The organism is Colwellia sp. KU-HH00111 (assembly GCF_040362745.1).
GTDB lineage: Bacteria > Pseudomonadota > Gammaproteobacteria > Enterobacterales > Alteromonadaceae > Colwellia.
The window spans coordinates 712,145-733,860 of the sequence record NZ_BAABWO010000001.1; the positions used below are offsets into that span (position 1 = coordinate 712,145).

A 21,716-nucleotide genomic window follows, 5' to 3' on the forward strand; every position below is an offset into this window, starting at 1 on the left:
AATATGCGTCCTGCATTCTCTAATAAGCTACATCCGTGTAGCGTATTCCGACAAAAAAAGCGGGCAATGAATTACCCCCTACAAAGGGCACACCATGTAGGGCGGACTTTAGTCCGACAAAAAGGGAAAAAATTTATGAAAGTAATTATTATTGGGAAAAGCGGCCAACTAGCAACGGCGTTAGTCGATGAGTTACCACCGGCGGTAACGTATTTAGCCTTAGGGCGAAATGAAGTGGATATCACATCACATCAAGCGCTTGAGGCTAAAATATCTGCCTTTAAACCTGATGTTATTATTAATGCTGCTGCTTATACCGCGGTCGATAAAGCAGAATCTGATATAGCTTCTGCTTATGCTATTAATGATACTGCCGTTGGGGTGTTAGCCACAATAGCTAAGCGCAATCATTGCCGGTTTTTACATGTCTCTACAGATTTTGTTTTTGATGGTGAAAGTAATTGTGCTTACCAAGTTAACAGTGAGCCTAAACCTACCAGTGTTTATGGTGCATCTAAGTTAGCAGGGGAGCTAGCAATAGAAAAACTTTACCCTGAAAATAGTGCAATTGTTAGAACCTCATGGTTGTATTCAGTTTCGGGACATAACTTTGTTCACACCATGCTTAGGTTAATGAAAGAAAAGCAACAGCTTGGCGTAGTAGGTGACCAAATTGGTTGTCCTACTTATGTTAAAGGGTTAGCGCAGTTTCTTTGGCGGTTAGCTAGTTATGATAAGCTGAAACTGGTTTATCATTGGAGTGATGCTGGTGTTGCTTCATGGTTTGACTTTGCCCACGCTATTCAAGCATTAGCACTCACTTATGGTTTGCTTGATAAAAAAATTGCTATTGACGCTATTGCATCCTCTGCTTACCCAACGCCAGCGAAAAGACCACGGTTTAGCTTGTTAAATACAGACGGTGCCAACGAGATCATGAAAAGTATGCATTGGCGGGAACAATTAGAAGATTGTATTGCTCAAATTGCCAGACAATAACAATAATTTCTTCTATCAGATAAACCATGACATCAAATGAGTAATGGTTGTAAAATAAGCGTCATTGTATAGTTAACTTAGTTTTAATTAAACTTCACATTTAAGGATAGAAATGCTTCATCACATTACCAAAGCTGTCATCCCTGTAGCTGGGTTAGGGACACGTATGTTACCTGCTACCAAGGCCATACCCAAAGAAATGTTACCCATTGTTGATAAACCGTTAATTCAATACATCGTTGACGAATGTGTTTCTGCCGGCATTAAAGAAATTGTTTTGGTAACCCATTCATCTAAAAATGCCATTGAAAACCATTTTGATAAATCATTTGAACTGGAAACCACGTTAGAAAAACGGGTGAAACGCCAACTTTTAGATGAAATTCAAGCGATTTGCCCCAAAGATGTTACTATTTTGCATGTTCGCCAAGGTGAAGCTAAAGGCCTAGGCCATGCCGTATTAAAGGCTCGTCCAATTATAGGTAATGACCCTTTTGTTGTGGTGTTACCTGATGTTATTTTAGATGACTCCCGTGCTGATTTAAAAACTGAAAACCTAGCTGCCATGTTAGGTCGCTATAAAGAAGTGGGTGGCTATAGCCAAATTATGGTTGAGCCAGTGCCTATGGAACAAGTGAGTAGCTACGGTGTAGTTGACTGTGCTGGCCATGACCTTGTCCCCGGAGAGTCTAAAACCATGACCGCGATTGTTGAAAAACCAGCGGTAGAAGAAGCGCCTTCAAATTTGGCAGTGGTTGGTCGTTATGTTTTATCAGAAAAAATTTGGGACTTATTAAAACTAACTCCCCCTGGTGCCGGTGATGAAATTCAGCTAACTGATGCCATTGCCATGCTCATGGAAAAAGAAACGGTTGAAGCGTTCCATATGACAGGCAAGTCACATGATTGTGGCTCTAAACTAGGCTATATGAAAGCTAATGTTGAATATGCCTTACGTCATAGTGAATTAGGTGAAGAATTTAACGCCTATTTACATGAGTTAATGAAATAGTTTGGGAAATTCTTTAAAAAAGCATGGCACTTTTTAATAACAATAACACCATCACAAAAGATGCTGAACGAGCGAAAAAACGCTCGATTTCAGCACTTTTTCAAACGCCACATCGCGCAGACCACTTTTGTGTTAAAGCAGCGGATCTTTACTTGGATTACTCCAAACAAAACATCACTAAAACTGAACTTGATAACTTAGTCACTTGGGCAAAACGCCATGACTTAGCGGCAAAAATTAGTGCTATGTTTAGTGGTGATAAAATTAATAATACCGAACAACGAGCGGTGTTGCATGCTCTACTTAGAGCACCTGCAAGTATTAAAGCGGCTGTTTTAGGTGATGAAGCTACTTCGGTGCAACACACCGAACAGCGTATGGCGCAAATCGTTGATGATGTCCATCAAGGTAAATTACGTAGCGCAGCGGGTAAAAAATATACTCATGTATTAGCCTTAGGTATTGGTGGCTCATATTATGGCATAAAGGTTGGATTAAGTGCTTTACATCCTTATCATTATGACGGTTTAAACGTTCATATATTAGCGAATGTAGACGGCGCTGCGGTTACCGAAAAACTAGCCCAGCTTAGTGTTGATACTACGCTAGTGATTATTATTTCTAAAACCTTTACTACTCAAGAAACATTACTTAATGCTAAAGCGGTCAAACAATGGATGATAGCAGGGCAGGGTAATGATGATGTTATTACTAAACAATGGTTTGCAATCAGTAGTAACGTTGCAAAAGCACAAGCGTTTGGCATAAATAAAAGCCATGTTTTACCAATGTGGGACTGGGTAGGAGGACGCTTTTCTTTATGGTCAGCGGTTGGCTTACCCCTAGCATTAGCCATTGGTAATCAGCATTTTAATGCGCTAAAAGCGGGCGCTTATCAAATGGATCAGCATTTTCAAACAGCTGATTTTTCCAGTAATATGCCCGTGTTAATGGCATTAATTGGTATTTGGAACCGAAATGGGCTTAATTACCCAAGCCTCGCGGTGCTTCCTTATGATCATGCTTTACGTGCGTTGCCAGGGTATTTGCAACAAACCGACATGGAAAGCAATGGTAAATCAGTGTCGAATCAAGGTGAAAAGATCCACTGGCCAACAGCACCTATTGTTTTTGGACAAGAAGGCACTAATGGTCAACATGCTTTTATGCAATTAATGCATCAGAGTGATGAAATTATTCCTACCGATTTTATCGTTGCTTTGCAGGGCACAAGTTCATTAACAGAGCATCACCGTGCGTTAGTTGCCAATTGCTTTGCTCAAAGTGAAGCATTAATGCAAGGAAAAAGTTTAGCTCAGGCAGAAACTGAGCTAGCTAATAATGGCGCAGATAGCGCAGAAATTGCCCGTTTAGCACCGCATAAAACGATGAAAGGCAACACACCAAGTAATACACTTTTAATGCAATCGCTTACCCCAACAGCGTTAGGGGCAATTTTAGCACTTTATGAACATAAAATTTTTGTTCAAGGTGTGCTATGGCAAGTTAATTCTTACGATCAGTGGGGCGTTGAACTAGGCAAACAATTAGGCCAGCAGGTACTGGCATACATGGCAGATAACAGTGCTGAGCATCAAATGTCGCCCTCGAGTGTGAAATTAATTAATACGTTTTTAGCAAATCAGCAATAGAGTAACGCACGCCAGAAAAGCATATTAAGCTTTTTTCTTGAGGCGAGATCAGTTAAAATATGCGCGGCTAAAATAAGCTTGTCGCTAGTTTTGGTCCATTGTTTTTCTCTTATAAAAGTTATTTATGAATATACTAGTTGTTGATGATAAAAGAAGCGTTAGAGATTATATTGAAAAAATGTTAACAGCGTTTGGTCATAGTGTTAGCACGGCAGCTAACGGTTTAGATGGCTTTGAAAAAGCACAGCAATCACCATTTCACCTTTATATTGTTGACCATTTAATGCCGTTGATGAATGGTGTTACTCTGAGTAAAAACCTTAAGCAAACCCCTGCTTGCGCGCAAACACCTCTTTTATTTATGACCACCCAAGAAATTAAAGATCTTGAATCTTTAGCTGAATTTAGCTTATTTGATGGTGTGATTAAAAAACCACTCATAGAAGCTGACTTTATCGCCTTGGTTCACCGTATTATCAATGATTCAGCGATAAAAATAGCATTATAAAGGTAGTACACGACTATAAATGTTGGTGAAATTGTTTTATTCTTTACCTCTATTAACTTTTGTAAATTGATATAAGAATAAAATGACAGCACAACAATTAGCGCAACTACAAGCGGCAATTAAAACTATCCCTAATTACCCTATTGAAGGGATCTTATTTAGAGACGTAACTAGCCTTTTAGAAAACTCAGCAGCGTTTGCCTTAACCATAGAGCTATTATCCCAACAATTTCAACACCAAGGAATCACTAAGGTTGTTGGCACTGAAGCACGCGGCTTTATTTTTGGTGCGCCACTCGCTTTAGCACTTGGTGTGGGGTTTGTACCCGTTAGAAAACCGGGCAAACTTCCCAGAGAAACTTTTTCTCAAGCATATCAATTAGAATATGGTGAAGATGTCCTTGAGATCCACTGTGATGCATTATCGGCCGAAGATAAGGTACTTATTATTGACGACCTTTTGGCTACAGGTGGCACTATTGAAGCAACCACTAAGTTGATCCGCCGTGTAGGTGCTGAAGTTGTAGGCGCTGGTTTTGTTATTTCGTTACCTGATTTAGGCGGTGAACAACGTCTTGCAGCAATGAATTTATCCCCGTTCTCACTTTTACAATACTCTGGTGAATAACACTTAATGGCGAATAAACCACGCATTGTCAGTTTCTATTAACGAGAACTAAAAAATATGAGTTACCAAGTTTTAGCAAGAAAATGGCGACCAAAAAACTTTGAAGAGCTTATGGGGCAAGAGCATGTGGTTACTGTGCTGGTTAATGCTTTAGCACAGCAACGTTTGCATCATGCTTATTTGTTTACGGGTACCCGTGGGGTAGGTAAAACGACTATCGCCAGAATTTTTGCTAAAAGCTTGAATTGTGAAACAGGGATCACCACTACGCCGTGTGGGCAATGCGATACCTGTTTGGAAATAGATCAAGGCCGGTTTGTTGATTTGCTTGAAATTGACGCCGCGTCTAAAACCAAAGTAGATGACACCCGAGAAATACTTGATAACGTACAGTACGCTCCCACACGTGGTCGTTATAAAGTGTATTTAATCGATGAAGTGCATATGCTCTCACGTAGTAGTTTTAATGCCTTATTAAAAACGCTAGAAGAGCCGCCAGAGCATGTAAAATTTATTTTAGCGACTACAGACCCTCAAAAACTGCCAGTGACCGTATTATCGCGTTGCTTACAATTTCATTTAAAAGCCTTGACGGTTAACCAAATAGAAACAAAGCTCAGTGAAATTTTAAGCCATGAACAGGTAACACATGCTGCTGGTACTTTAACGTTACTTGCCAAAGCTGCGCGCGGCAGTATGCGTGACTCGTTAAGCCTGACCGATCAAGCGATTGCGCAGGGACAAGGTAATATCACCTTAGCTAACATTCAGCAAATGTTAGGTGGTGTTGATCAAAACTGGGTTTATAAAATTGTTATAGCGTTATTAAAACAAGATGGCACTAGCTTAATGTCGTTAACACAAGAAATTGCCAGTTTTGCTCCTAGCTATAGTCGATTATTTGCTGAATTAATCCAGTTATTTCATCAAATTGCCATGTTACAAATAGTAGAACAGCATTTTGATTTACCGCCAGAGCATGCCAAATTACTGAAAAAGTTTAGTCAAGCGATGTCGCCAGAAGATGTGCAGTTGTATTATCAAATATGCGTTAATGGTCGTAAAGATCTACCTTATGCATCAGATGAACAGGCAGCTTTTGATATGACCATATTGCGTTTGTTTGCGTTTAAACCCATGCAGCAATCGCAATTGCAGCCAGTACAGCAAGCTTCATCCTTAGCTGATGTTGGTGATGACGATTTATCGGCAGCGCATTTGCCCGAACCAGCCTTGCCTAACCCTCAAGTAGCTCACACTCAATTAGCTAAAAATGAACTAGCTAGCAATGAAGTAACTAGCAATACAGCACCTGACAGCAAAGTAGCGGAAAATATTGCTGATGCTGATGCTGATGCTCAGATGGCAGCAGTACCACACGTTAACGATAGCCACTTAGATATACTTGAAGATACACTTGAATTAGCTCCTGATGAGCAAGCGCTAGCTGAGCAAATGCAAGCGATAGAGCTTGAAGCAGCAGCTCTACAAGCAGCTACGCCTAGTCAAAATGAACCGCAACACCAGCAAACGATGCCTTCTCAGCAGGTAGAGCAATTCAGTGGCGCAGGGAATGAGGTCAGCAATAGTGAGCCAGCAGTATCAGAGTCAACACCAGAGCCAACATCAGAACCAGTAGTACCAGCACCAACAATAGCTGAATCAAAAGAGTCTGAGCCACCCTCTGCGTTTGATAGTCCAGTCAGTGCTGTGCTTGCTACTAGAAATATGCTGCGTAGCCGCAAAAAACAATTGGACAAACAAGGAAAAAAGTCCAGTGACGCCATAGCGCGTCAGGTCAATAGCAATGCTGTCAGTAGCAATGTAAAAAGCTCAGTGGCTACTGAACAAGCTGAAATTAATAAAAGTGCAGTTGAGTCAGATGATAGCGATCAGCCATCAAGTCAGTTGGTAAACACGGAAAATGAAATAGTTGCCCTACCTAAACCTGAGCAATCTTATCAGGCTGAAAATATTGATCCCGCGACTATTCGTAAAGCTAATCAAGTGGATAAGTGGGCGCATATGATAGATTCAATGGAGCTGACCGCACGACTCAGGCAATTAGCAATCCATGCCACTATTGACGAAAACTCGACCGACGACAATTTGATTTTATGTTTAAATCAAACCACTAAGCACTTGTATACAGACGTTGCGCAACAACAATTGCAGCAAAGCATTAGTCAATTTTTATCCCGTGCAGTGCAGGTTACAATTACGATAGTGGAGCAAACGATAGCCGATCCTTATCAAATTCAATCACATATCAATGATAAGCGATATGACTATGCTAAAGCGCTATTAAAAAGTGATGATATAGTTCAAGCACTAGGGCAGCGATTTCAAGCAACATTAGATGATGAAAGTATCGCAGCGTTATAAGAAAAAAGACGCAAGTTGGCTGGTAAAGCAATATTTTTTAATGTTCACTGAACGGCATCTTGATATACTATCAACAACAGATTTTATTTTTGAACACAGTTAGCAAAAAAACTTACCGGAGAAACGTAATGATGAAAGGTGGCATGGGCAATTTAATGAAACAAGCCCAACAGATGCAAGCAAAAATGCAAAAAGCACAAGAAGAGCTAGCAAATATGGAAGTTGTTGGCGAAGCTGGCGCTGGTATGGTTAAAGTAACAATGACAGGTAGCCACAGCGTACGCCGAGTTGAGCTTGATGAAAGTTTAATGGAAGATGACAAAGACATGATTGAAGATTTACTTGCAGCAGCAGTAAATGACGCGGTACGTCGTGTTGAAGAGCAAAATAAAGATAAAATGGGCGCATTAACTGGCGGCATGCAATTGCCACCAGGGATGAAAATGCCGTTTTAGCTTGTAAGTATATGAAAAAGCCGACTTTATTGTCGGCTTTTTAGTCTCTGGAATACAGAGGGAATAAATTAAGTGACTTTTTTATTGGTTCACTTTCACTTACGACGGCTATGCGCTGGACACAAATTTAGATTTTCCACTCTTTTCGATTCTAGTTAGTCATGCTCAAATGACGAAAAATTTGGAGTATCAGATCACTGAAAAACAGTTGTTTTCTGCACTTAATCGACAATCACGAAAATCTCTTATAAATGATTTGGAATTTCGTCTTAAGAAATTAAAGCGCTGTAATATTGATATTATCCATAAAGGTGTTGATGGTGAACTCAGGCGTTACTTTACAACAAGCTTAATTTTATAAGCTGACGGGATAGAGAAAATAAAATCATTAATATAGTGATGAGCAAAAAGCTTTTACAAGAAAATGTAGAAAATACTTACTTTGAACTGGTTGATTTACGTTTTTATTTATCGCTAAAACATGAGTATGACAAAGCACTATTTTTATTTCTTGAGACAATGAAATACCGTAATAAAAAACTGTTTTTGTAAATGTTGATACTCTTCTTGAACGAATTGCAAAAAATGTCACCTCCTCAAGTGAGAAAATAAGGAAAGTAAAAGAGGCACTAAAGTCATTAAAAGAGTTTGGTCTAATTAAAAGTTATAAATTTGAAAAATCTAAAGTACAGCATATAGAACAGGTGAAAATTGAAAGAAATAAAGACTTTGAAAAAAATAAGCGTTGGGAACTTTCGTTGGGATAACTCATTTTTATTTCATTTAACAGAGCGTCTATTTTTTATGATTATTTTTCAAAAAGGTGATTATTGGCTTGTTAAGTTAAAGTTATATAATTACCTTTTTATTCATATAGACTACAGAAAAGTTTTCACTAGGTGCTATTCTTTTTTGAAAATTCCTTTAGATAGCTCTTGAAGTTTGGCTATTATAACATCCCAATTATATCCAGAGATGCAACCGATAGCGGTAAAGCCCATTGTAGCGCTTATTGATTGCTCACCTTCAGCAAACGATCCATTTAAGACCAATAACCCACTTTGAACTAACGCAAAAACAGTAATGCCAACAATAGAAGATAAAATTGGCGTATAAATAAAGCCCCAGATATGGTCTAGGTCAAAGTTTTTCTCTATAGCAACATATCTGTGAAATGAAGTGATGCTTAAAATAGCACCGCCTAAAATTGCACCTAATAATGAAAATAATACTAGAAGTATTGCATTGGAAAAACCATTACCCTCGTTAATTCCCCACATCCAGTGCAGCGAGGAAAATTGATTTATCCAACCGTCAAACAGAAGCCATATACTTAATAAACTGTAAGAAAAAATATAAATAAGAATAAATATATTACATATTAATTGAGCAAGACCATTAGTACTGTAGCTTTGTTGTTCAGATGACACTTATTATTCCTTAATTTATTATTATTAAATATGAAAGTACAATTAATTTTCAGATAAATCTATGTAGACTAATAACTTATTAGGATGTTAACATCTTAAGATTAATCTAGGCTACAAATGAATATTATTAAACTGGTTTATTATGCTTGAAGGTAATGATGGCTATTTACGGTTAGAAGCATCATCTCCTTTATTTGCAATAAGTAATTTGGATGCGGTAGCTTGGCTTAAACAACAATCAAGTAGTTCGATTGACCTTGTGGTTACAGATCCTCCATATGAGTCTTTGGAAAAGCATAGAGCGATAGGTACAACTACTAGGTTAAAACAAAGTAAATCATCGAGTAACAAATGGTTTGATATTTTTCCTAACTCTAGATTTGAAGAGTTACTAAAAGAGATTTATAGAGTTTTAAAAAATAATTCTCATTTTTATTTATTTTGTGACCAAGAGACTGCTTTTATCATTAAACCTATAGCTGAGAGTGTAGGCTTTAAGTTTTGGAAGCCTATAGTTTGGGACAAAGTAAATATTGGCATGGGTTACCATTATAGAGCTAGATATGAATTTATTTTGTTTTTTGAAAAAGGAAAAAGAAAGATTAATGATCTTTCAATACCCGATATTCTAGAAGTCAAACGTATACATAGAGGTTATCCGACCGAAAAACCAGTAGAGTTATCTGAAATATTAATATGTCAGAGTACCGTGGAAAAGGAAGTGGTTTGTGATCCATTTATGGGAACTGCTTCTGTTGGTCGAGCGGCTATTAAAAACGGTAGAAATTTTACCGGCTGCGATTTATCAGAAAGTGGATATAAAATAGCGTTAAATAACCTTGAAAAAGAGTCTAAAAATCAAAGGAGTGAGTAGTTAGTGGTTAGTAAAGCAAATTATGAGTGGCCCGATGGCTTTCCTCCAGGCGTACCTATTGAAGAAGCGATTCCAGCTTCAGGTAAGGTATATCGGCTTGTTAAAAATATTCCTCCCACAGAGCAAGATTTTCAAATGTATCGTGAAGATAGACCTGATATTCACTTTACTAAAGACAAAATTCCATTCTCTTATGGTGTTTCAGTTTGGTCAGAGTTGTCAAGAATTGTTCGTGAAAAAGAGAGGTACCCAAGCCCAGAACAGTTTGGGAATAAGACAATTGTTGGTGGGGAATTAACTGATGATTTAGGACTAATGTATGCATGTACAGTAAATGAAGGGCATGTTACTCTATGGAGTCAAGAAGGGGCTGAACCTCATTTACAAATATGTGAAGAGATAACTTGATGAATATTTTACCTAAAAATACTATGTTAGGTTACTTGAAGTACTATGAAATCTATGATGATTTCGAAGGACCTAAATGCTTTTCTGTTAAGGATAAGTTAGAGCAAGTCTATTTAGTTTATTGGTGTGGCGATTACATCAATGAATCTAAGTCTACTTGGTTATATACACCGATATCTCACAAAAGATTAGATCAACTACGAAGAGAAGAATTTTCTATACGTGAAGTTTATATAAACCCAGAGCAAATGATTTATCATATAAGTACTTTTAGTAATGAAAATATTGATGAATTAAATTTTGTAACTAAAGAAAATTTACAGAATTATAATTTACCGCCTGATTCTTTCTTTATTGAACCTGATGAAATACAAGTGAAAGATGAGGAAGCTGATTGGAACTTTGAGTTACGAATAGCTAAAAAGTCTAAAGCATCTCCTGATCGAGGAATGGTTACAAAGATTATGGACTCTTTAAGTGAAATTATTGAGTCACTGATGGTGGATGGTTCGAGAAGCCAACCTAAACTATACCCTGTGAGCGCTGTCCCAGGCTCTTTCGTATTAAAGTTGGGAACAAATGATAATGAAAAAGCTTCAGTTGCTATTGAACAACTTAATTCAATACTTTCTGATGAAGAAGATTTTGACCAAAAATTAAAAGAACTTGAATTAGATCCTTATAAATTAAAAGATTTATTGGATATAGTTAATCAAGACAAATTGACTTTAACTTTAAAGCCAAAGACCAAAATATATTTGAAAAAGCCGATTTATATGGGAAAGCAAGACTTATCGGCCACTATTAATAAATTAGAAGAAAGTACGACCATATTAGTCGACTCATCTAAGGTTCCTCAGGCTAATAATTTAGATCGTGTTATAGAAATTGTTGAGCGAAGACTGAAAGGTGAAGTTTTATTCCATGAAAACATTGAAGGAATTGGTAATGAAAGGCAAGTTACTTATCATACTGATGCTGCATATTGTTTAGGGTTATTAAATAAAAATAGGACAATTACATCTTCTGGTCGTTGCTTAGTGTTTAAAGAAACAAAAGAAGCCAAATATGAATACTTGGCTGATCGCTTTGAATCTAGTGAATTTGGTTGGGCTTGGTTGAAATGGTCAAAAGTAAATAATATGACTGAATTAAGACCTGAAACTGCTCATAAATTTATACAAGACTCTGTAAAAGGTTTGAGTGAAAAAACTAAGAAGAGAAGGGCAACTACATTAATCAGTTGGTTAAAATTGCTTCAAGGTCATAGAAGAAGTTATACAGAGATAATGAACAATCAAGAACTATAAAATACTTTCATTTTGAAATATCAAAGTATACAGAGGGAATAAAATTTAAATAATTATGAATAATGATAAACAAAATTTCGTAATCATCTAATAATAAAGGATATTCTTCTTTTGAGTAATCATGGTTAATGCTGGTTTAAATTGGTTTTTTTTGTCATTTTTAGCTAAGTTTTATCCAACTAATTCAGCCAAGTATTGATTTACCTGTGTTAAATGAGCTTGCTTTGTTAAAAAAATCGACTAAAGAGTAAGGTCACACTTAAGCTTGCCTCTTCGTCTACTAAGGGGCTATTAGTGATGCTGGAATCATATCGTGTATATTGGGTCGATAAACGGGTAAAACCATTGAAAAATATCGGTGTTGAGATGGATAAACCTAGGGATGTATTTAACGCACTTTGCCCAGTGTATGCCACTCTTGATGCAAGCTGCTCATGTTGCTTGACGCCATAGTAATAATCAACATAATTACTGTCTTGGTAAGTTAGCGTCAAAGAAGGCTCAATGAAAATAGGTCCTTTGTTAAACGTTCTCGCTAAACTGGCTGTGATAATATGCCCGTTTGACTTACTTAGAATATCATGAGTGTTTGCGATGTTGGCCTTCCAATTGTGCCAGTTGTATCGCAAACCAATACCTGCGGCCACCGAAGAACTTCTCTTTTTCATGCCGATAAATACATCACTGTCAGACTCATCAAATCCCTTAAATGTTGGAGCAACAATTACAGCAATGGTAGCATTGTCACTGCTGGCGATGTCATAACTGATAAAAGGGCCAAGCACTTTAAGTTTTTCGCCTTGATAACCTATAAAAGGTATGGGGATAATTCGTTTATTGTAGCCTTGATAAATCTCTTGGTTAAAAGCAATGCCCATGCCGTATAAAAAACCCCGCTGTTTTTCTTTGTTGCTTGCTTGTTGTGTCGCAGCTGAGTGTGACTCACTCGATTGCTCGGGTTTATTAGCGTTGGCAATAATGCTACCGGAGTAAAAAATACATAAGGTAAGTGTTAGTATTTTAATCAATTTTGATCCCTCTGGTTATTTTGGCTCTGTTCTGTGTTGGTCTCGATAAGGTCTCTGACTTCATTTAGGGCATTCACCGCAAAGCCTCGATCGTAAAAGTATAGTATTTCACCTTGATTGTTTATCAGCAAAACACGAGCATTATTTGGTTGTTCGTTGCCTGTAAATTGCTGTAATTGGTCGCCATCAGCATATAAGGTTATCACACCACCCCATAACTCTTTTGGTATACCAGCGCGCATACCATTATTGATTAAGGTACTAAACATGCGAGGAAACATGCCTTGTATTGCCGGTATTTCGTAAGCGGTAATATTAGTTTCGGTCATATCTAAGGCAATTAGCCAGCGGTCAATATCAAACTGTGAGTCTTGTTTGTAACCCACTAATAATAAAGACAGGGGCGAGTCAAAAACGCTAGGCAAGGTGACGGTTTTTTGAGTTAAGGTTTCTCCCGTCATTGTTGGCACAACCATGCCTTGTACATTTTTATTGGTGTAAGTGGTACTGCAACCACTTAACACTAGGGTTATCATAAGCAAAAATAAACGCATTTTTTTATCCTATAGATATCACAAATTATCAGCATGTTAACAACAATACCGTTACTGTTTACGCATAATCACATGAACGGTGCTGGTGGCTCGTTCCAAAAAAGCTCCCTCACAATAGCCTAAATAATATAACCATAACCGCTTGAATTTTTCATCGTAGCCAAAGTTGGTTAGTTCATTCCATGAGGCTAAAAAGTTTTCACGCCAATGAGCCAACGTTTGAGCATAGTCTAGGCCAATATCATGCATCGACTCTATGATCATATCAGTATGACGTGTGGTGCGTTTAGATATTTCAGTTACTGAAGGTAAAAAACCACCTGGAAAAATATAGCGCTGAATAAAGTCTACACTATTACGATAATGTTCAAAGCGTTGGTCGGCGATAGTGATGGATTGCAGTAACATTTTACCGCCGGGTTTAAGTAATTGGTTACATTGTTTGAAAAAGCTTGGAAGAAACTCATAACCAACAGCTTCTATCATTTCAATTGATACCAATTTGTCGTAGCTACCGTCTAAATCACGATAATCTTTTTTCAGTAAGGTTATCTTGTCAGTTAACCCTAACTCATGCACTTTTTGTTGGGCATATTCGTATTGTTCTTCTGAAATGGTGGTTGTGGTTACTTTGCAGCCATAAAATTGTGCAGCATGTATTGCTAAGCCCCCCCAGCCTGTGCCTATTTCTAATAAATGATCATTTTCTGTTAGCTCAAGTCGTTGACAAATGGTATTTAATTTATTCAGTTGCGCTTCTTCTAAACTGGCTTTTGAATGTGGATAGATGGCACCGGAATACATCATTTTTGAATCAAGAAAACGGGTGTATAATTCATTGCCTATGTCATAATGCGCGGCAATATTATTTTTAGAGCCTTTGTGGGTATTACGATTAGCGCGATGTATTAAGGTGTTTTTTACTCGGCTAAGCCAGCCTTTTTTACCTTCCAATTGATCGGTTAATTGCTGGGCTTTGGCAAATATCCTAATGACAGCGGTTAGATCCGGTGATGTCCATTTACCTTCAATATAGGCTTCTGCCGCACCAATACTACCTTTAAGTACAAGATCTTTGTAAAGACTCATGTCACGTACAATGAGTTTGCCTTGCAATATATCAACTGCGTTATCGGTTGATGTGTTAGCGCCAAAGGTGAATCGTTCAGCTTTCTCGATTATTACTAATGAGCCGTAGCTGATCTTAGCTAAGGTGTTAAAGACAATATTCCGGCAACGTTTCTCAAACCAAGTGATTTCGTTACTTAAAGTAATATTTGAAATATTTTCCACGCTAACTTCTCCTTTCGTACTTGTGTTGTTATTCAAGTTATTTATGTTATTTATGTTATTTATGCTTTTTTGACTCTTGGTATGAAATAAACGGCACCCGCTTTACATACAGTTTTAGTGCTTGCCAGTAAATACCTGCGACAATTTTAAAGGTCATTATCGGCATGGTCAGCCATAACCCGAACACCTTATTTGTTGATAACTCTGTTCTTTTCATTGCAAGGGTAACATCAAATACTTTGTTATCACCTCGTTGGTCATTAGTATTTACTTTATTATCAATATGAATCAATAATTGTTTTTTATTTTTTTCGGGCGGCTTAATTATCCAATGATAATTCATCGCCAAATCCATAAAAGGTGAGACGTGAAAGTCTTTTTCGGTCACCTTTCCAGCCACTGTTTGCATATCAATGAGGTAATAATGCCTTTTATTCCAAGGAATATTGCTCACTTCAACCAAAACAGATTGGCATTTGTTATTGCTGTCATAACAAAAATAAAAGTTAGCAGGGCTAAAATAAAAACCCAAACAGCGAACTTGTACCAGCATAATAATTTTATCTATATCGCCAACCTGACCCAAAGCATGCACTTTATTGTTAATACGGGTTTTTAATGGTAATGGATCATTTTTTATATAATCTTTTTCATTAAACCGCATCGGGGAAAACCAATTAAAGCCGAAAGGCCCGATTCGATTAAGCTGAGTGCCTATTTCATCTACATCAATAGCAAGCATATGTAGCTTATAGGTAAAATGATTTTCTCGTGGACTAAAGCGTCTATGTCGAATTTGTCCCTTATAAATACAGCTATTGAGGCTATTATCGCTATCGATACTTTGTGTCTGGTTGTTTGCGTTACTTAGCATTGTCGGCCTCATGAGCTGCTAAATAACAGCCAAAACGTTTTGCTACATCAATGGCACTTCGGGCGCCATCTTCATGAAAACCGTTATACCAATAAGCACCGGCAAAGTGGGTGTGATTAACACCACAAATGCGGTTTCTTTGCTGTTGAGCTTTAATTGAGTCGCTAGAGAAAATAGGGTGGTGGTAAGTAAATTCTCTTAAAATATGCTCGGGTGCAATAGCGTCCTTTTGGTTTAAGGTCACGCAGAAAGTATCATCACTTTTAATGCCTTGTAATATGTTCATATTATAAGTGACACTAGCCGCTTTGCTGCGATCGTTACTCAGTTGATAATTCCAACTAGCCCAAGCCTTAGTTCGCTCAGGGAGTAATCGTTGGTCTGTATGTAAAATCACAGAGTTTTCACTGTACGGCATTGCTGATAAAAGTGCTTTTTCATCGTGCGAAGCATCACTTAATAGGGCAAGCGCTTGATCTGAATGACATGCTAGCACTACTTCATCGAAGACTTCACTTGCGCCTTGGTTGAAATGTATCGAGACTTTATCATTTTCACGAGTAATAGCGGTTATGTCAGCATTTAATTTTATGTTGTGCTCAAAGGGTTTACACAAAGGTGTTAAATAGCTGCGTGAGCCTTTTGGTATTACGTACCATTGAGGTCTATCGGCAATATTTAATAAACCGTGGTTGTGAAAAAACTGAACAAAAAAACGAAAGTCAAAATTTTCCATTTGTGCCAATGAACTAGACCAAACTGCAGCACCCATAGGTAAGATATAGTGCTCGGCAAAAAAATCACTAAAGTCATTATCTGTCAGAAAAGCCCCTAAAGTGTATCCGTCTTGATAATTTTGCTGTTCAAAGATAGCTTTGCATAGCTTGTTAAACTTTAAAATATCTTTTATCAGTAACCAAAATTTGGGTCGAAACAGGTTACGACGTTGGGCAAATAAGGTGTTGAGGTTATGGCCGTTGTATTCCATTCCTGTTTGACAATTATGCACTGAAAAACTCATTTCAGTGGCTTGTCTGCTGATACCTATTTCTGAGAGTAGCGCTAAAAAGTTAGGGTAAGTTTTGTCGTTAAAGACAATAAAGCCGGTATCTATCGCGTAGTTTTTACCTGACTTTTCAATATCTACAGTGGCGGTATGGCCACCAACGCGATTGTTTTTTTCAAATACAGTAACCTGATGCTTTTTAGATAGCAGGTAGGCGGCGGTCAGTCCTGAAATACCTGAGCCAATAATAGCAATATGCTTCATCCGTTGTGTTTCCTTAAAATAAGTGACTGCCATAATGACGAAGGGAGTAATGAGAATAACTTGAGTAACCAAGTTAATCGTTTTGGAAAGTGTAGGTATTGGCGTTTAGCCATCACCCCATTATAAATACGTGTTGCGGCTGTTTCGCTGCTCAGTAAAAACGGCATATCAAAATCATTTTTATCAGTTAAAGGGGTTTTGATAAAGCCCGGATGTACTAGGGTAACGCCGATACCATGCTGGAGTAGATCCAAACGCAAACTGTTCGCCAGATAATCTATACCAGCTTTTGATGCGCCATAAGCTTCACTGCGTGGAAAAGGTAAAATAGTTGCGCTTGAACTCACAAAAACCACTTGCCCACCTTTTTTTACTTTAGGCAAAAGTGATTGCAGTAACCAGCCTAACGAGGTTAGGTTGGTTGAGATAACGTCAGCAAATAACTCAGCATCAAATTGTTTAGCATCATCAATGTAACGGCAATTACCTGCATTAAGGATGAGTATATCTAGCGCTTCAATTGACGCTAGGGCACTGGAGATTTCATCTTGTTTGGTTAGGTCAAATAAACAGGTTTTACTACAACTATTTTCTATCGCTGCCAGTTTGCTTTTATCTCGGCCACAGGCAATAACTTGATGCCCTTCACCATGATATTTACTCAATAAGGCTTGCCCTATACCCGAGGTTGCGCCGGTAATCATAACTTTTTTCATTGGTTAATACGCCTTTTTAACCAGCGGATAATTGCGCCTAATACGGGCACGTTTTCATATAGCATTTGCCCTAAGTCAATATAATCACGGTGATAAACAACCTTATCATTATCGCCCATGATTAAGGAGTGCCCTTGTACGGTAATAGCTTTACCAGTATTGAGATGTTGGTGAACATAGGTCATGGTCCAATAGATGCCTGCCTGATTACCGGTGTGAATGACTTGGTCTATTACAAAGTCGCAACGAGTAACATGCTGGTAAAGGTTATCAAAGTATGCAGCTAAGTCACTGAATCCGTTGATAACATGAAGGGGATCTTCAAAGGTGATATCGTGATGATATAATTGAGCTAAGCTCGCTAGGTTATCAATAGCAAGGGATTGATAAATATTAATAAAATTATCTAGCCAAACTGGCTTGTCTGACAAGACTTGTGTTTGTTTTAATTGATCATTATCGGGTGTTGGCTGCAAAATTGTTCCCTTTTATCTCAGTTCAATAAATTAATTGCCTAACTGGCTGAATTACTGCTACAGATAAACCGCCAAAGGGCAATAAATTCCCCCTACAACACTTTATAAAATGCTAATGCATTTTCTCGTGCCGTTTTATGGTCAACTATGGCTGGCCAGTAGCGCTCTATACCATTTTTTTTGATATACCCATGAGGAAAATGAATATCCTTATTAGGTATATCAACTAGCTCTGGTATGTACTTACGGATAAACTCGCCTTTTGGATCAAATCTTTCGCTTTGTCTTATCGGATTAAATATTCGAAAATAGGGTTGAGCATCACAACCAGTGCTTGCAGCCCACTGCCAACCGCCGTTATTTGCGGCTAGATCTCCATCAATAAGGTGCTGCATAAAGTATTTTTCACCTTTGCGCCAATCAATTAATAAGTGTTTGGTGAGAAAGCTTGCCACCACCATTCTGAGGCGATTATGCATCCAGCCGGTTTGATTAAGCTGGCGCATAGCGGCATCAACCAAGGGGTAACCGGTTTTTCCTTGGCACCAAGCATTAAACAGTGACTCGTTATTTAACCAATGAACGGCATCATATTTGCTGTTAAAGCACTGATGCTTGCATAATTTTTGTTGGTGATACATTAAATGTCGATAAAAATCACGCCAAATAATTTCGTTTAACCAGGCAAATTCTGGGCTATCAATAGCCAATAAAATATCTGGTGAGCGATGCTGTAATGCCCTTAACACATACCTAGGGCTAATGACCCCAGCCGCTAAGTAAGGGGATATTCCTGATGTCCCCTTAATGAATGGCATATCTCTATCTTGTTGATAATTTATTAGTTTATCTTGAAAAAAAGTACCTAAGGTATGCTTTTCATAATCAGTGGCTAGTGGCCAGCCACTTGATAAACTTGGCGCTTTTGATTGAGTGTCTGCTGCAACTGTATTTAGAATAGGCTTACCTAGGTAGTCAAAACCAAATGTTTTAATATGATGCAACCATGCCCGTTTAAATGGCGTGAATACTTTAAACATTTCTCCAGATTTATTGAGTATTTTACCTTTTGGGGCAATAACATCTGACTCAAACAAGGTCAATGATATCCCTTGGTCAATACAGGCTTGATCTCTTGTTTGCTCATTAAATTCAACCTCGCTGTTAGCAATAACCTCCTGAATATTATGGGTAAGGCAGTATTTTTTTAAATAGGTAACTTGTGCTGAAAAATCAGGCACTTTGATTAACTCAAGGGTAATATCTAACTGAGCCAGTTGTGCCACTAAATCATGGGCATGGCGCAAGATAAAATCAATTTTTATTGGTGACCAATCATGTATTTGCCATTGTTTTTCAGAAATGAAAAAAATCGCCTTACCAGGAGATGATGAGCTACGTATACTCATAAAGTGATGTAAGGCGGGATTGTCGTGTGTTCTTAAATCGTTTCGAAACCAAAGTAACAAGAGCGTTCCTTATATGATATTAATATGAATATCTGAGTTTGAGTGCGTCAGGATAGGGTGACAAATAAGCTTGCTTAGTTAAATACTCTTTAGGGTATTGCAATAAATAGTGGTTCACTAAGGTCAAGGGTGCTATTAGCGGTATTAATCCCTCACGGTAAGCGTTTATTTGCTCGCACAGTTCTTTGCGTTCATGGGGCTGCAAATGTTTGGAAAAATACCCTTGAATGTGCGCTAGAGTATTGGCGTGTTTTTTACGTGTTGCTTTAATTTTAAGTGCAGCCATTAAGCCCGAAATATAAGCGTCAGCCATTTCATCTAATGGTAGATCTGCCCGTGCTAAAAGTTGCCCTAAGGCTTTGTATGCCACTAGGTCATGACTCATCACTGTATACTTATATTGGCTGTGAAAAGTGGTTAACTTATGTTTGGTTAAACCAGATTCATTAAGGCTTTGCCAGTGTTTGTAGGCGTAAATACGGGCAACAAAGTTTTCACGAAGTAAGGGATCATTTAAACGACCATTTTCTTCACATGGTAATAGTGGGTTAGCCGCCATAATTTGCTCGGCGAAGGCACCAATACCCATGGCAGGCAAGGCATTACCTTCAGGTGAATACACTTTCACTCGCTCCATACCACAACTGGGACTTTTAGCGCAAAAAATATAACCACTGAGGTGTGAAGTCATCTTAGCGACTTTTTTTCCGTAGGCTTTTAATGCATCGGTAACATCTCCACTGCCATCGGGCTGAGAAACACGAATAATGTCACCTTGCTTTATTTGCCGAATTGTTGGCCGAGGAATAGGTAAGCCAATCGCTACTTCAGGGCAAAATGATTGATAAGTCACATGTTCACCCAGTTCACTAATACAAAACTTAGAGGGTTTGTTGCTAGCATCAAATCGTACCTTCTCACCAATGAGACAAGCACTAATGCCAATTTTTAAATCTTCTTTTTCAACGTTGTGGATCATAATGTTGACCTGCTAATAAATAAGTGCGCCAATAGGGTTTAGTAATTTATTAATACCCTGGGTAAAATGCAAAGCGTCATTGGCTACGGTGTAACAAAGACAGCCATGTGTAGAAACCGGGTGATGCTGGTGAGAAGCATCAAGCATAATAAAATCACCCTTTACGTATTCACCTTGTTCATCATGAAATGAACCTGCTAACAACAATGTTAGCTCAAAACCTTTGTGAGTGTGCTCAGGTACGCCACCACCAGGCTCTATATGCAGTAAGCTGGTATGAATTTCATTTTCATCAAGTTGTACCCGAGTGCGAGCCAATTTACCAATACGAGCGGTTTTGCTCAATGCCATATTATTTAATGCGGATGGCAAAACATAACTAGTATCATTAAAGGTAATTGATTTCTCAATTTTTGTTGGTTGCAATTCAATGTCGCTACTGTCAGTAATGTCTGCAATCATTTGATCAAAATCGACAGAGTTAACGCTTTCTAGAGGGGTGGTATCATCGATGATAAAACGGTCTAAAAAGGTTTCTTCGAAACTTGCTTGAGCAATCTGCTCTGTTAGTTGGGCAATCTGTTGTTGGCATGTGGGACACATGTCAGCGTGAATAGCAATTCCTGCAGATAATGAGGCTGGTAATTCGCCTTTAACAAAAGATTGTATTAATGCAAAAGTAGGGTGATGTTTAATCATTGCTTTCTCCTAACTGTACTTTTAGTTTGGCTAAAGCTAAACGTAACCGCGATTTAATTGTGCCAAGGGGTAAGTTGAGTTGCTGTGCCAGTTGCTCTTGCGACATCTCCATTAAATAAAAACCTTTAACCACTTGTTGCTGGTTTTCTGGTAATTGGCCAATGCCGCCTAAAAGCCGTTTATTTTGAAGATGATCAGCAAATGTGTCATCGTCAGAAATAGTGCTTTCAGCCATGGGAAAAATATCGTCACTGAGGGTGTCTTCTTTGTTCGCTTTTACCTTTCTCAGAAGATCAAAGCTAACATTTCGCATAACGGTGTAAACCCAAGTAGTAGCTGCACCTTTCGACGCGTCAAAAAGATGAGCTTTACGCCAAACATTACTCATGGTGTCTTGCACCACTTCGCTGGCTTGTGCATCACTATTAAGTTTACTGCGAGCGATACGTAAAATTTTGGGTGCAAAAAACTTGAACAAGTGAGTAAATGCTTGTTTATCTCTATTATTGGCAACATCGCTGAGCCATTGGCAAAGCTGTGCGTGATCGAGTTGTTCTGTTATATCACTATGTTTATCGTTCACTTTATTACTTCGTAAATAGTTACTTCGCAAATCAGTTTGCATAGCTTTCATCATAGCGTCTCTTTATTAAATATATAAGGAGTTACGAGTAAAAAACAAATAAAGATCACATTT

At 38.1% G+C, this 21,716-nt stretch carries 23 protein-coding genes; 11 read left to right on the forward strand and 12 right to left on the reverse strand.

The window, feature by feature from the left end; genetic code table 11:
* Window positions 1-135: 135 nt before the first annotated feature.
* The 8 genes from rfbD (at window position 136) to ABXG98_RS03150 (ending at window position 8,000) form a co-directional block, all read left to right on the forward strand.
* Window positions 136-999, forward strand: coding sequence for a dTDP-4-dehydrorhamnose reductase (rfbD, locus tag ABXG98_RS03115; protein WP_353537217.1), 864 nt, complete (start codon window positions 136-138; stop codon window positions 997-999).
* 112 nt (window positions 1,000-1,111) lie between these two features.
* Window positions 1,112-2,011: a UTP--glucose-1-phosphate uridylyltransferase GalU gene (gene galU, locus ABXG98_RS03120; protein ID WP_353537218.1), complete on the forward strand. Its 900-nt coding sequence runs from the start codon at window positions 1,112-1,114 to the stop codon at window positions 2,009-2,011.
* Between the two features lie 23 nt (window positions 2,012-2,034).
* Window positions 2,035-3,663: a glucose-6-phosphate isomerase gene (gene pgi, locus ABXG98_RS03125; RefSeq protein ID WP_353537219.1), complete on the forward strand. Its 1,629-nt coding sequence runs from the start codon at window positions 2,035-2,037 to the stop codon at window positions 3,661-3,663.
* A 124-nt stretch (window positions 3,664-3,787) separates the two neighbouring features.
* Entirely contained in the window at window positions 3,788-4,171 is a 384-nt protein-coding gene (locus ABXG98_RS03130; RefSeq protein ID WP_353537220.1) for a response regulator, read from the forward strand.
* Window positions 4,172-4,253: 82 nt separating this feature from the next.
* A complete protein-coding gene (gene apt, locus ABXG98_RS03135; RefSeq protein ID WP_353537221.1) occupies window positions 4,254-4,799 on the forward strand; it encodes an adenine phosphoribosyltransferase in 546 nt (181 codons plus the stop codon).
* 57 nt (window positions 4,800-4,856) lie between these two features.
* The gene (dnaX, locus tag ABXG98_RS03140) at window positions 4,857-7,184 is read left to right on the forward strand and encodes a DNA polymerase III subunit gamma/tau (RefSeq protein ID WP_353537222.1); all 2,328 of its coding nucleotides are present in this window, start codon (window positions 4,857-4,859) and stop codon (window positions 7,182-7,184) included.
* A 128-nt stretch (window positions 7,185-7,312) separates the two neighbouring features.
* Window positions 7,313-7,639, forward strand: coding sequence for a YbaB/EbfC family nucleoid-associated protein (locus tag ABXG98_RS03145; RefSeq protein ID WP_353537223.1), 327 nt, complete (start codon window positions 7,313-7,315; stop codon window positions 7,637-7,639).
* 169 nt (window positions 7,640-7,808) lie between these two features.
* Entirely contained in the window at window positions 7,809-8,000 is a 192-nt protein-coding gene (locus ABXG98_RS03150; RefSeq protein ID WP_353537224.1) for a hypothetical protein, read from the forward strand.
* Between the two features lie 541 nt (window positions 8,001-8,541).
* Here the strand turns inward: ABXG98_RS03150 and ABXG98_RS03155 are convergent.
* Entirely contained in the window at window positions 8,542-9,069 is a 528-nt protein-coding gene (locus ABXG98_RS03155) for a hypothetical protein (RefSeq protein ID WP_353537225.1), read from the reverse strand.
* Window positions 9,070-9,211: 142 nt separating this feature from the next.
* Between ABXG98_RS03155 and ABXG98_RS03160 the strand changes: the two genes are divergently transcribed.
* The 3 genes from ABXG98_RS03160 to ABXG98_RS03170 are packed head-to-tail and all read left to right on the forward strand — an operon-like array spanning window position 9,212 to window position 11,661.
* Window positions 9,212-9,943, forward strand: a complete 732-nt coding sequence (locus ABXG98_RS03160) for a DNA-methyltransferase (RefSeq protein WP_353537226.1) — start codon at window positions 9,212-9,214, stop codon at window positions 9,941-9,943.
* Window positions 9,944-9,946: 3 nt separating this feature from the next.
* Window positions 9,947-10,351: a hypothetical protein gene (locus tag ABXG98_RS03165; protein WP_353537227.1), complete on the forward strand. Its 405-nt coding sequence runs from the start codon at window positions 9,947-9,949 to the stop codon at window positions 10,349-10,351.
* On the forward strand, window positions 10,351-11,661 hold the full coding sequence (locus ABXG98_RS03170) for a DUF6575 domain-containing protein (protein ID WP_353537228.1): 1,311 nt from the start codon (window positions 10,351-10,353) through the stop codon (window positions 11,659-11,661). The genes ABXG98_RS03165 and ABXG98_RS03170 overlap by 1 nt, the downstream gene beginning before the upstream one ends.
* A gap of 227 nt (window positions 11,662-11,888) precedes the next feature.
* On the opposite strand, the gene ABXG98_RS03175 is transcribed toward ABXG98_RS03170, so the two are convergent.
* From ABXG98_RS03175 to ABXG98_RS03225, 11 genes are all read right to left on the reverse strand, one after another.
* The gene (locus tag ABXG98_RS03175) at window positions 11,889-12,689 is read right to left on the reverse strand and encodes a MipA/OmpV family protein (protein ID WP_353537229.1); all 801 of its coding nucleotides are present in this window, start codon (window positions 12,687-12,689) and stop codon (window positions 11,889-11,891) included.
* Window positions 12,686-13,243: a hypothetical protein gene (locus tag ABXG98_RS03180; protein WP_353537230.1), complete on the reverse strand. Its 558-nt coding sequence runs from the start codon at window positions 13,241-13,243 to the stop codon at window positions 12,686-12,688. Before ABXG98_RS03180 ends, ABXG98_RS03175 begins: the two co-directional genes overlap by 4 nt.
* 51 nt (window positions 13,244-13,294) lie before the next feature.
* Window positions 13,295-14,536, reverse strand: a complete 1,242-nt coding sequence (locus ABXG98_RS03185; protein WP_353537231.1) for a class I SAM-dependent methyltransferase — start codon at window positions 14,534-14,536, stop codon at window positions 13,295-13,297.
* A gap of 55 nt (window positions 14,537-14,591) precedes the next feature.
* Window positions 14,592-15,410 carry a DUF1365 domain-containing protein gene (locus tag ABXG98_RS03190; protein ID WP_353537232.1) on the reverse strand — a complete coding sequence of 273 codons (819 nt, stop codon included), beginning with the start codon at window positions 15,408-15,410 and terminating at the stop codon, window positions 14,592-14,594.
* Window positions 15,400-16,680, reverse strand: coding sequence for an NAD(P)/FAD-dependent oxidoreductase (locus ABXG98_RS03195; protein ID WP_353537233.1), 1,281 nt, complete (start codon window positions 16,678-16,680; stop codon window positions 15,400-15,402). Before ABXG98_RS03195 ends, ABXG98_RS03190 begins: the two co-directional genes overlap by 11 nt.
* Complete coding sequence (locus tag ABXG98_RS03200; protein ID WP_353537234.1) at window positions 16,677-17,396, reverse strand: SDR family NAD(P)-dependent oxidoreductase; 720 nt, start codon at window positions 17,394-17,396, stop codon at window positions 16,677-16,679. Before ABXG98_RS03200 ends, ABXG98_RS03195 begins: the two co-directional genes overlap by 4 nt.
* On the reverse strand, window positions 17,393-17,872 hold the full coding sequence (locus ABXG98_RS03205; RefSeq protein WP_353537235.1) for a nuclear transport factor 2 family protein: 480 nt from the start codon (window positions 17,870-17,872) through the stop codon (window positions 17,393-17,395). The genes ABXG98_RS03200 and ABXG98_RS03205 overlap by 4 nt, the downstream gene beginning before the upstream one ends.
* Before the next feature lie 92 nt (window positions 17,873-17,964).
* On the reverse strand, window positions 17,965-19,341 hold the full coding sequence (phrB, locus tag ABXG98_RS03210) for a deoxyribodipyrimidine photo-lyase (RefSeq protein ID WP_353537236.1): 1,377 nt from the start codon (window positions 19,339-19,341) through the stop codon (window positions 17,965-17,967).
* Between the two features lie 19 nt (window positions 19,342-19,360).
* Entirely contained in the window at window positions 19,361-20,320 is a 960-nt protein-coding gene (locus ABXG98_RS03215) for a YbgA family protein (RefSeq protein WP_353537237.1), read from the reverse strand.
* Between the two features lie 12 nt (window positions 20,321-20,332).
* Complete coding sequence (locus tag ABXG98_RS03220) at window positions 20,333-21,019, reverse strand: ChrR family anti-sigma-E factor (protein ID WP_353537238.1); 687 nt, start codon at window positions 21,017-21,019, stop codon at window positions 20,333-20,335.
* Window positions 21,012-21,656 (reverse strand): sigma-70 family RNA polymerase sigma factor, encoded by a 645-nt coding sequence (locus ABXG98_RS03225; protein WP_353537239.1) that lies wholly within the window; start codon window positions 21,654-21,656, stop codon window positions 21,012-21,014. The genes ABXG98_RS03220 and ABXG98_RS03225 overlap by 8 nt, the downstream gene beginning before the upstream one ends.
* Window positions 21,657-21,716: the final 60 nt, after the last annotated feature.

What these genes read in the sequence shown, in the direction of transcription:
- ABXG98_RS03180 (WP_353537230.1), bottom strand. Translation starts at nt 13,243, where the DNA reads ATGCGTTTATTTTTGCTTATGATAACCCTAGTGTTAAGTGGTTGCAGT.
- ABXG98_RS03215 (WP_353537237.1), bottom strand. Translation starts at nt 20,320, where the DNA reads ATGATCCACAACGTTGAAAAAGAAGATTTAAAAATTGGCATTAGTGCT.
- apt (WP_353537221.1), top strand. Translation starts at nt 4,254, where the DNA reads ATGACAGCACAACAATTAGCGCAACTACAAGCGGCAATTAAAACTATC.
- ABXG98_RS03190 (WP_353537232.1), bottom strand. Translation starts at nt 15,410, where the DNA reads ATGCTAAGTAACGCAAACAACCAGACACAAAGTATCGATAGCGATAAT.
- ABXG98_RS03170 (WP_353537228.1), top strand. Translation starts at nt 10,351, where the DNA reads ATGAATATTTTACCTAAAAATACTATGTTAGGTTACTTGAAGTACTAT.
- rfbD (WP_353537217.1), top strand. Translation starts at nt 136, where the DNA reads ATGAAAGTAATTATTATTGGGAAAAGCGGCCAACTAGCAACGGCGTTA.
- ABXG98_RS03220 (WP_353537238.1), bottom strand. Translation starts at nt 21,019, where the DNA reads ATGATTAAACATCACCCTACTTTTGCATTAATACAATCTTTTGTTAAA.
- ABXG98_RS03200 (WP_353537234.1), bottom strand. Translation starts at nt 17,396, where the DNA reads ATGAAAAAAGTTATGATTACCGGCGCAACCTCGGGTATAGGGCAAGCC.
- ABXG98_RS03195 (WP_353537233.1), bottom strand. Translation starts at nt 16,680, where the DNA reads ATGAAGCATATTGCTATTATTGGCTCAGGTATTTCAGGACTGACCGCC.
- ABXG98_RS03145 (WP_353537223.1), top strand. Translation starts at nt 7,313, where the DNA reads ATGATGAAAGGTGGCATGGGCAATTTAATGAAACAAGCCCAACAGATG.
- galU (WP_353537218.1), top strand. Translation starts at nt 1,112, where the DNA reads ATGCTTCATCACATTACCAAAGCTGTCATCCCTGTAGCTGGGTTAGGG.
- ABXG98_RS03225 (WP_353537239.1), bottom strand. Translation starts at nt 21,656, where the DNA reads ATGATGAAAGCTATGCAAACTGATTTGCGAAGTAACTATTTACGAAGT.
- ABXG98_RS03150 (WP_353537224.1), top strand. Translation starts at nt 7,809, where the DNA reads ATGACGAAAAATTTGGAGTATCAGATCACTGAAAAACAGTTGTTTTCT.
- dnaX (WP_353537222.1), top strand. Translation starts at nt 4,857, where the DNA reads ATGAGTTACCAAGTTTTAGCAAGAAAATGGCGACCAAAAAACTTTGAA.
- pgi (WP_353537219.1), top strand. Translation starts at nt 2,035, where the DNA reads ATGGCACTTTTTAATAACAATAACACCATCACAAAAGATGCTGAACGA.
- ABXG98_RS03130 (WP_353537220.1), top strand. Translation starts at nt 3,788, where the DNA reads ATGAATATACTAGTTGTTGATGATAAAAGAAGCGTTAGAGATTATATT.
- ABXG98_RS03160 (WP_353537226.1), top strand. Translation starts at nt 9,212, where the DNA reads ATGCTTGAAGGTAATGATGGCTATTTACGGTTAGAAGCATCATCTCCT.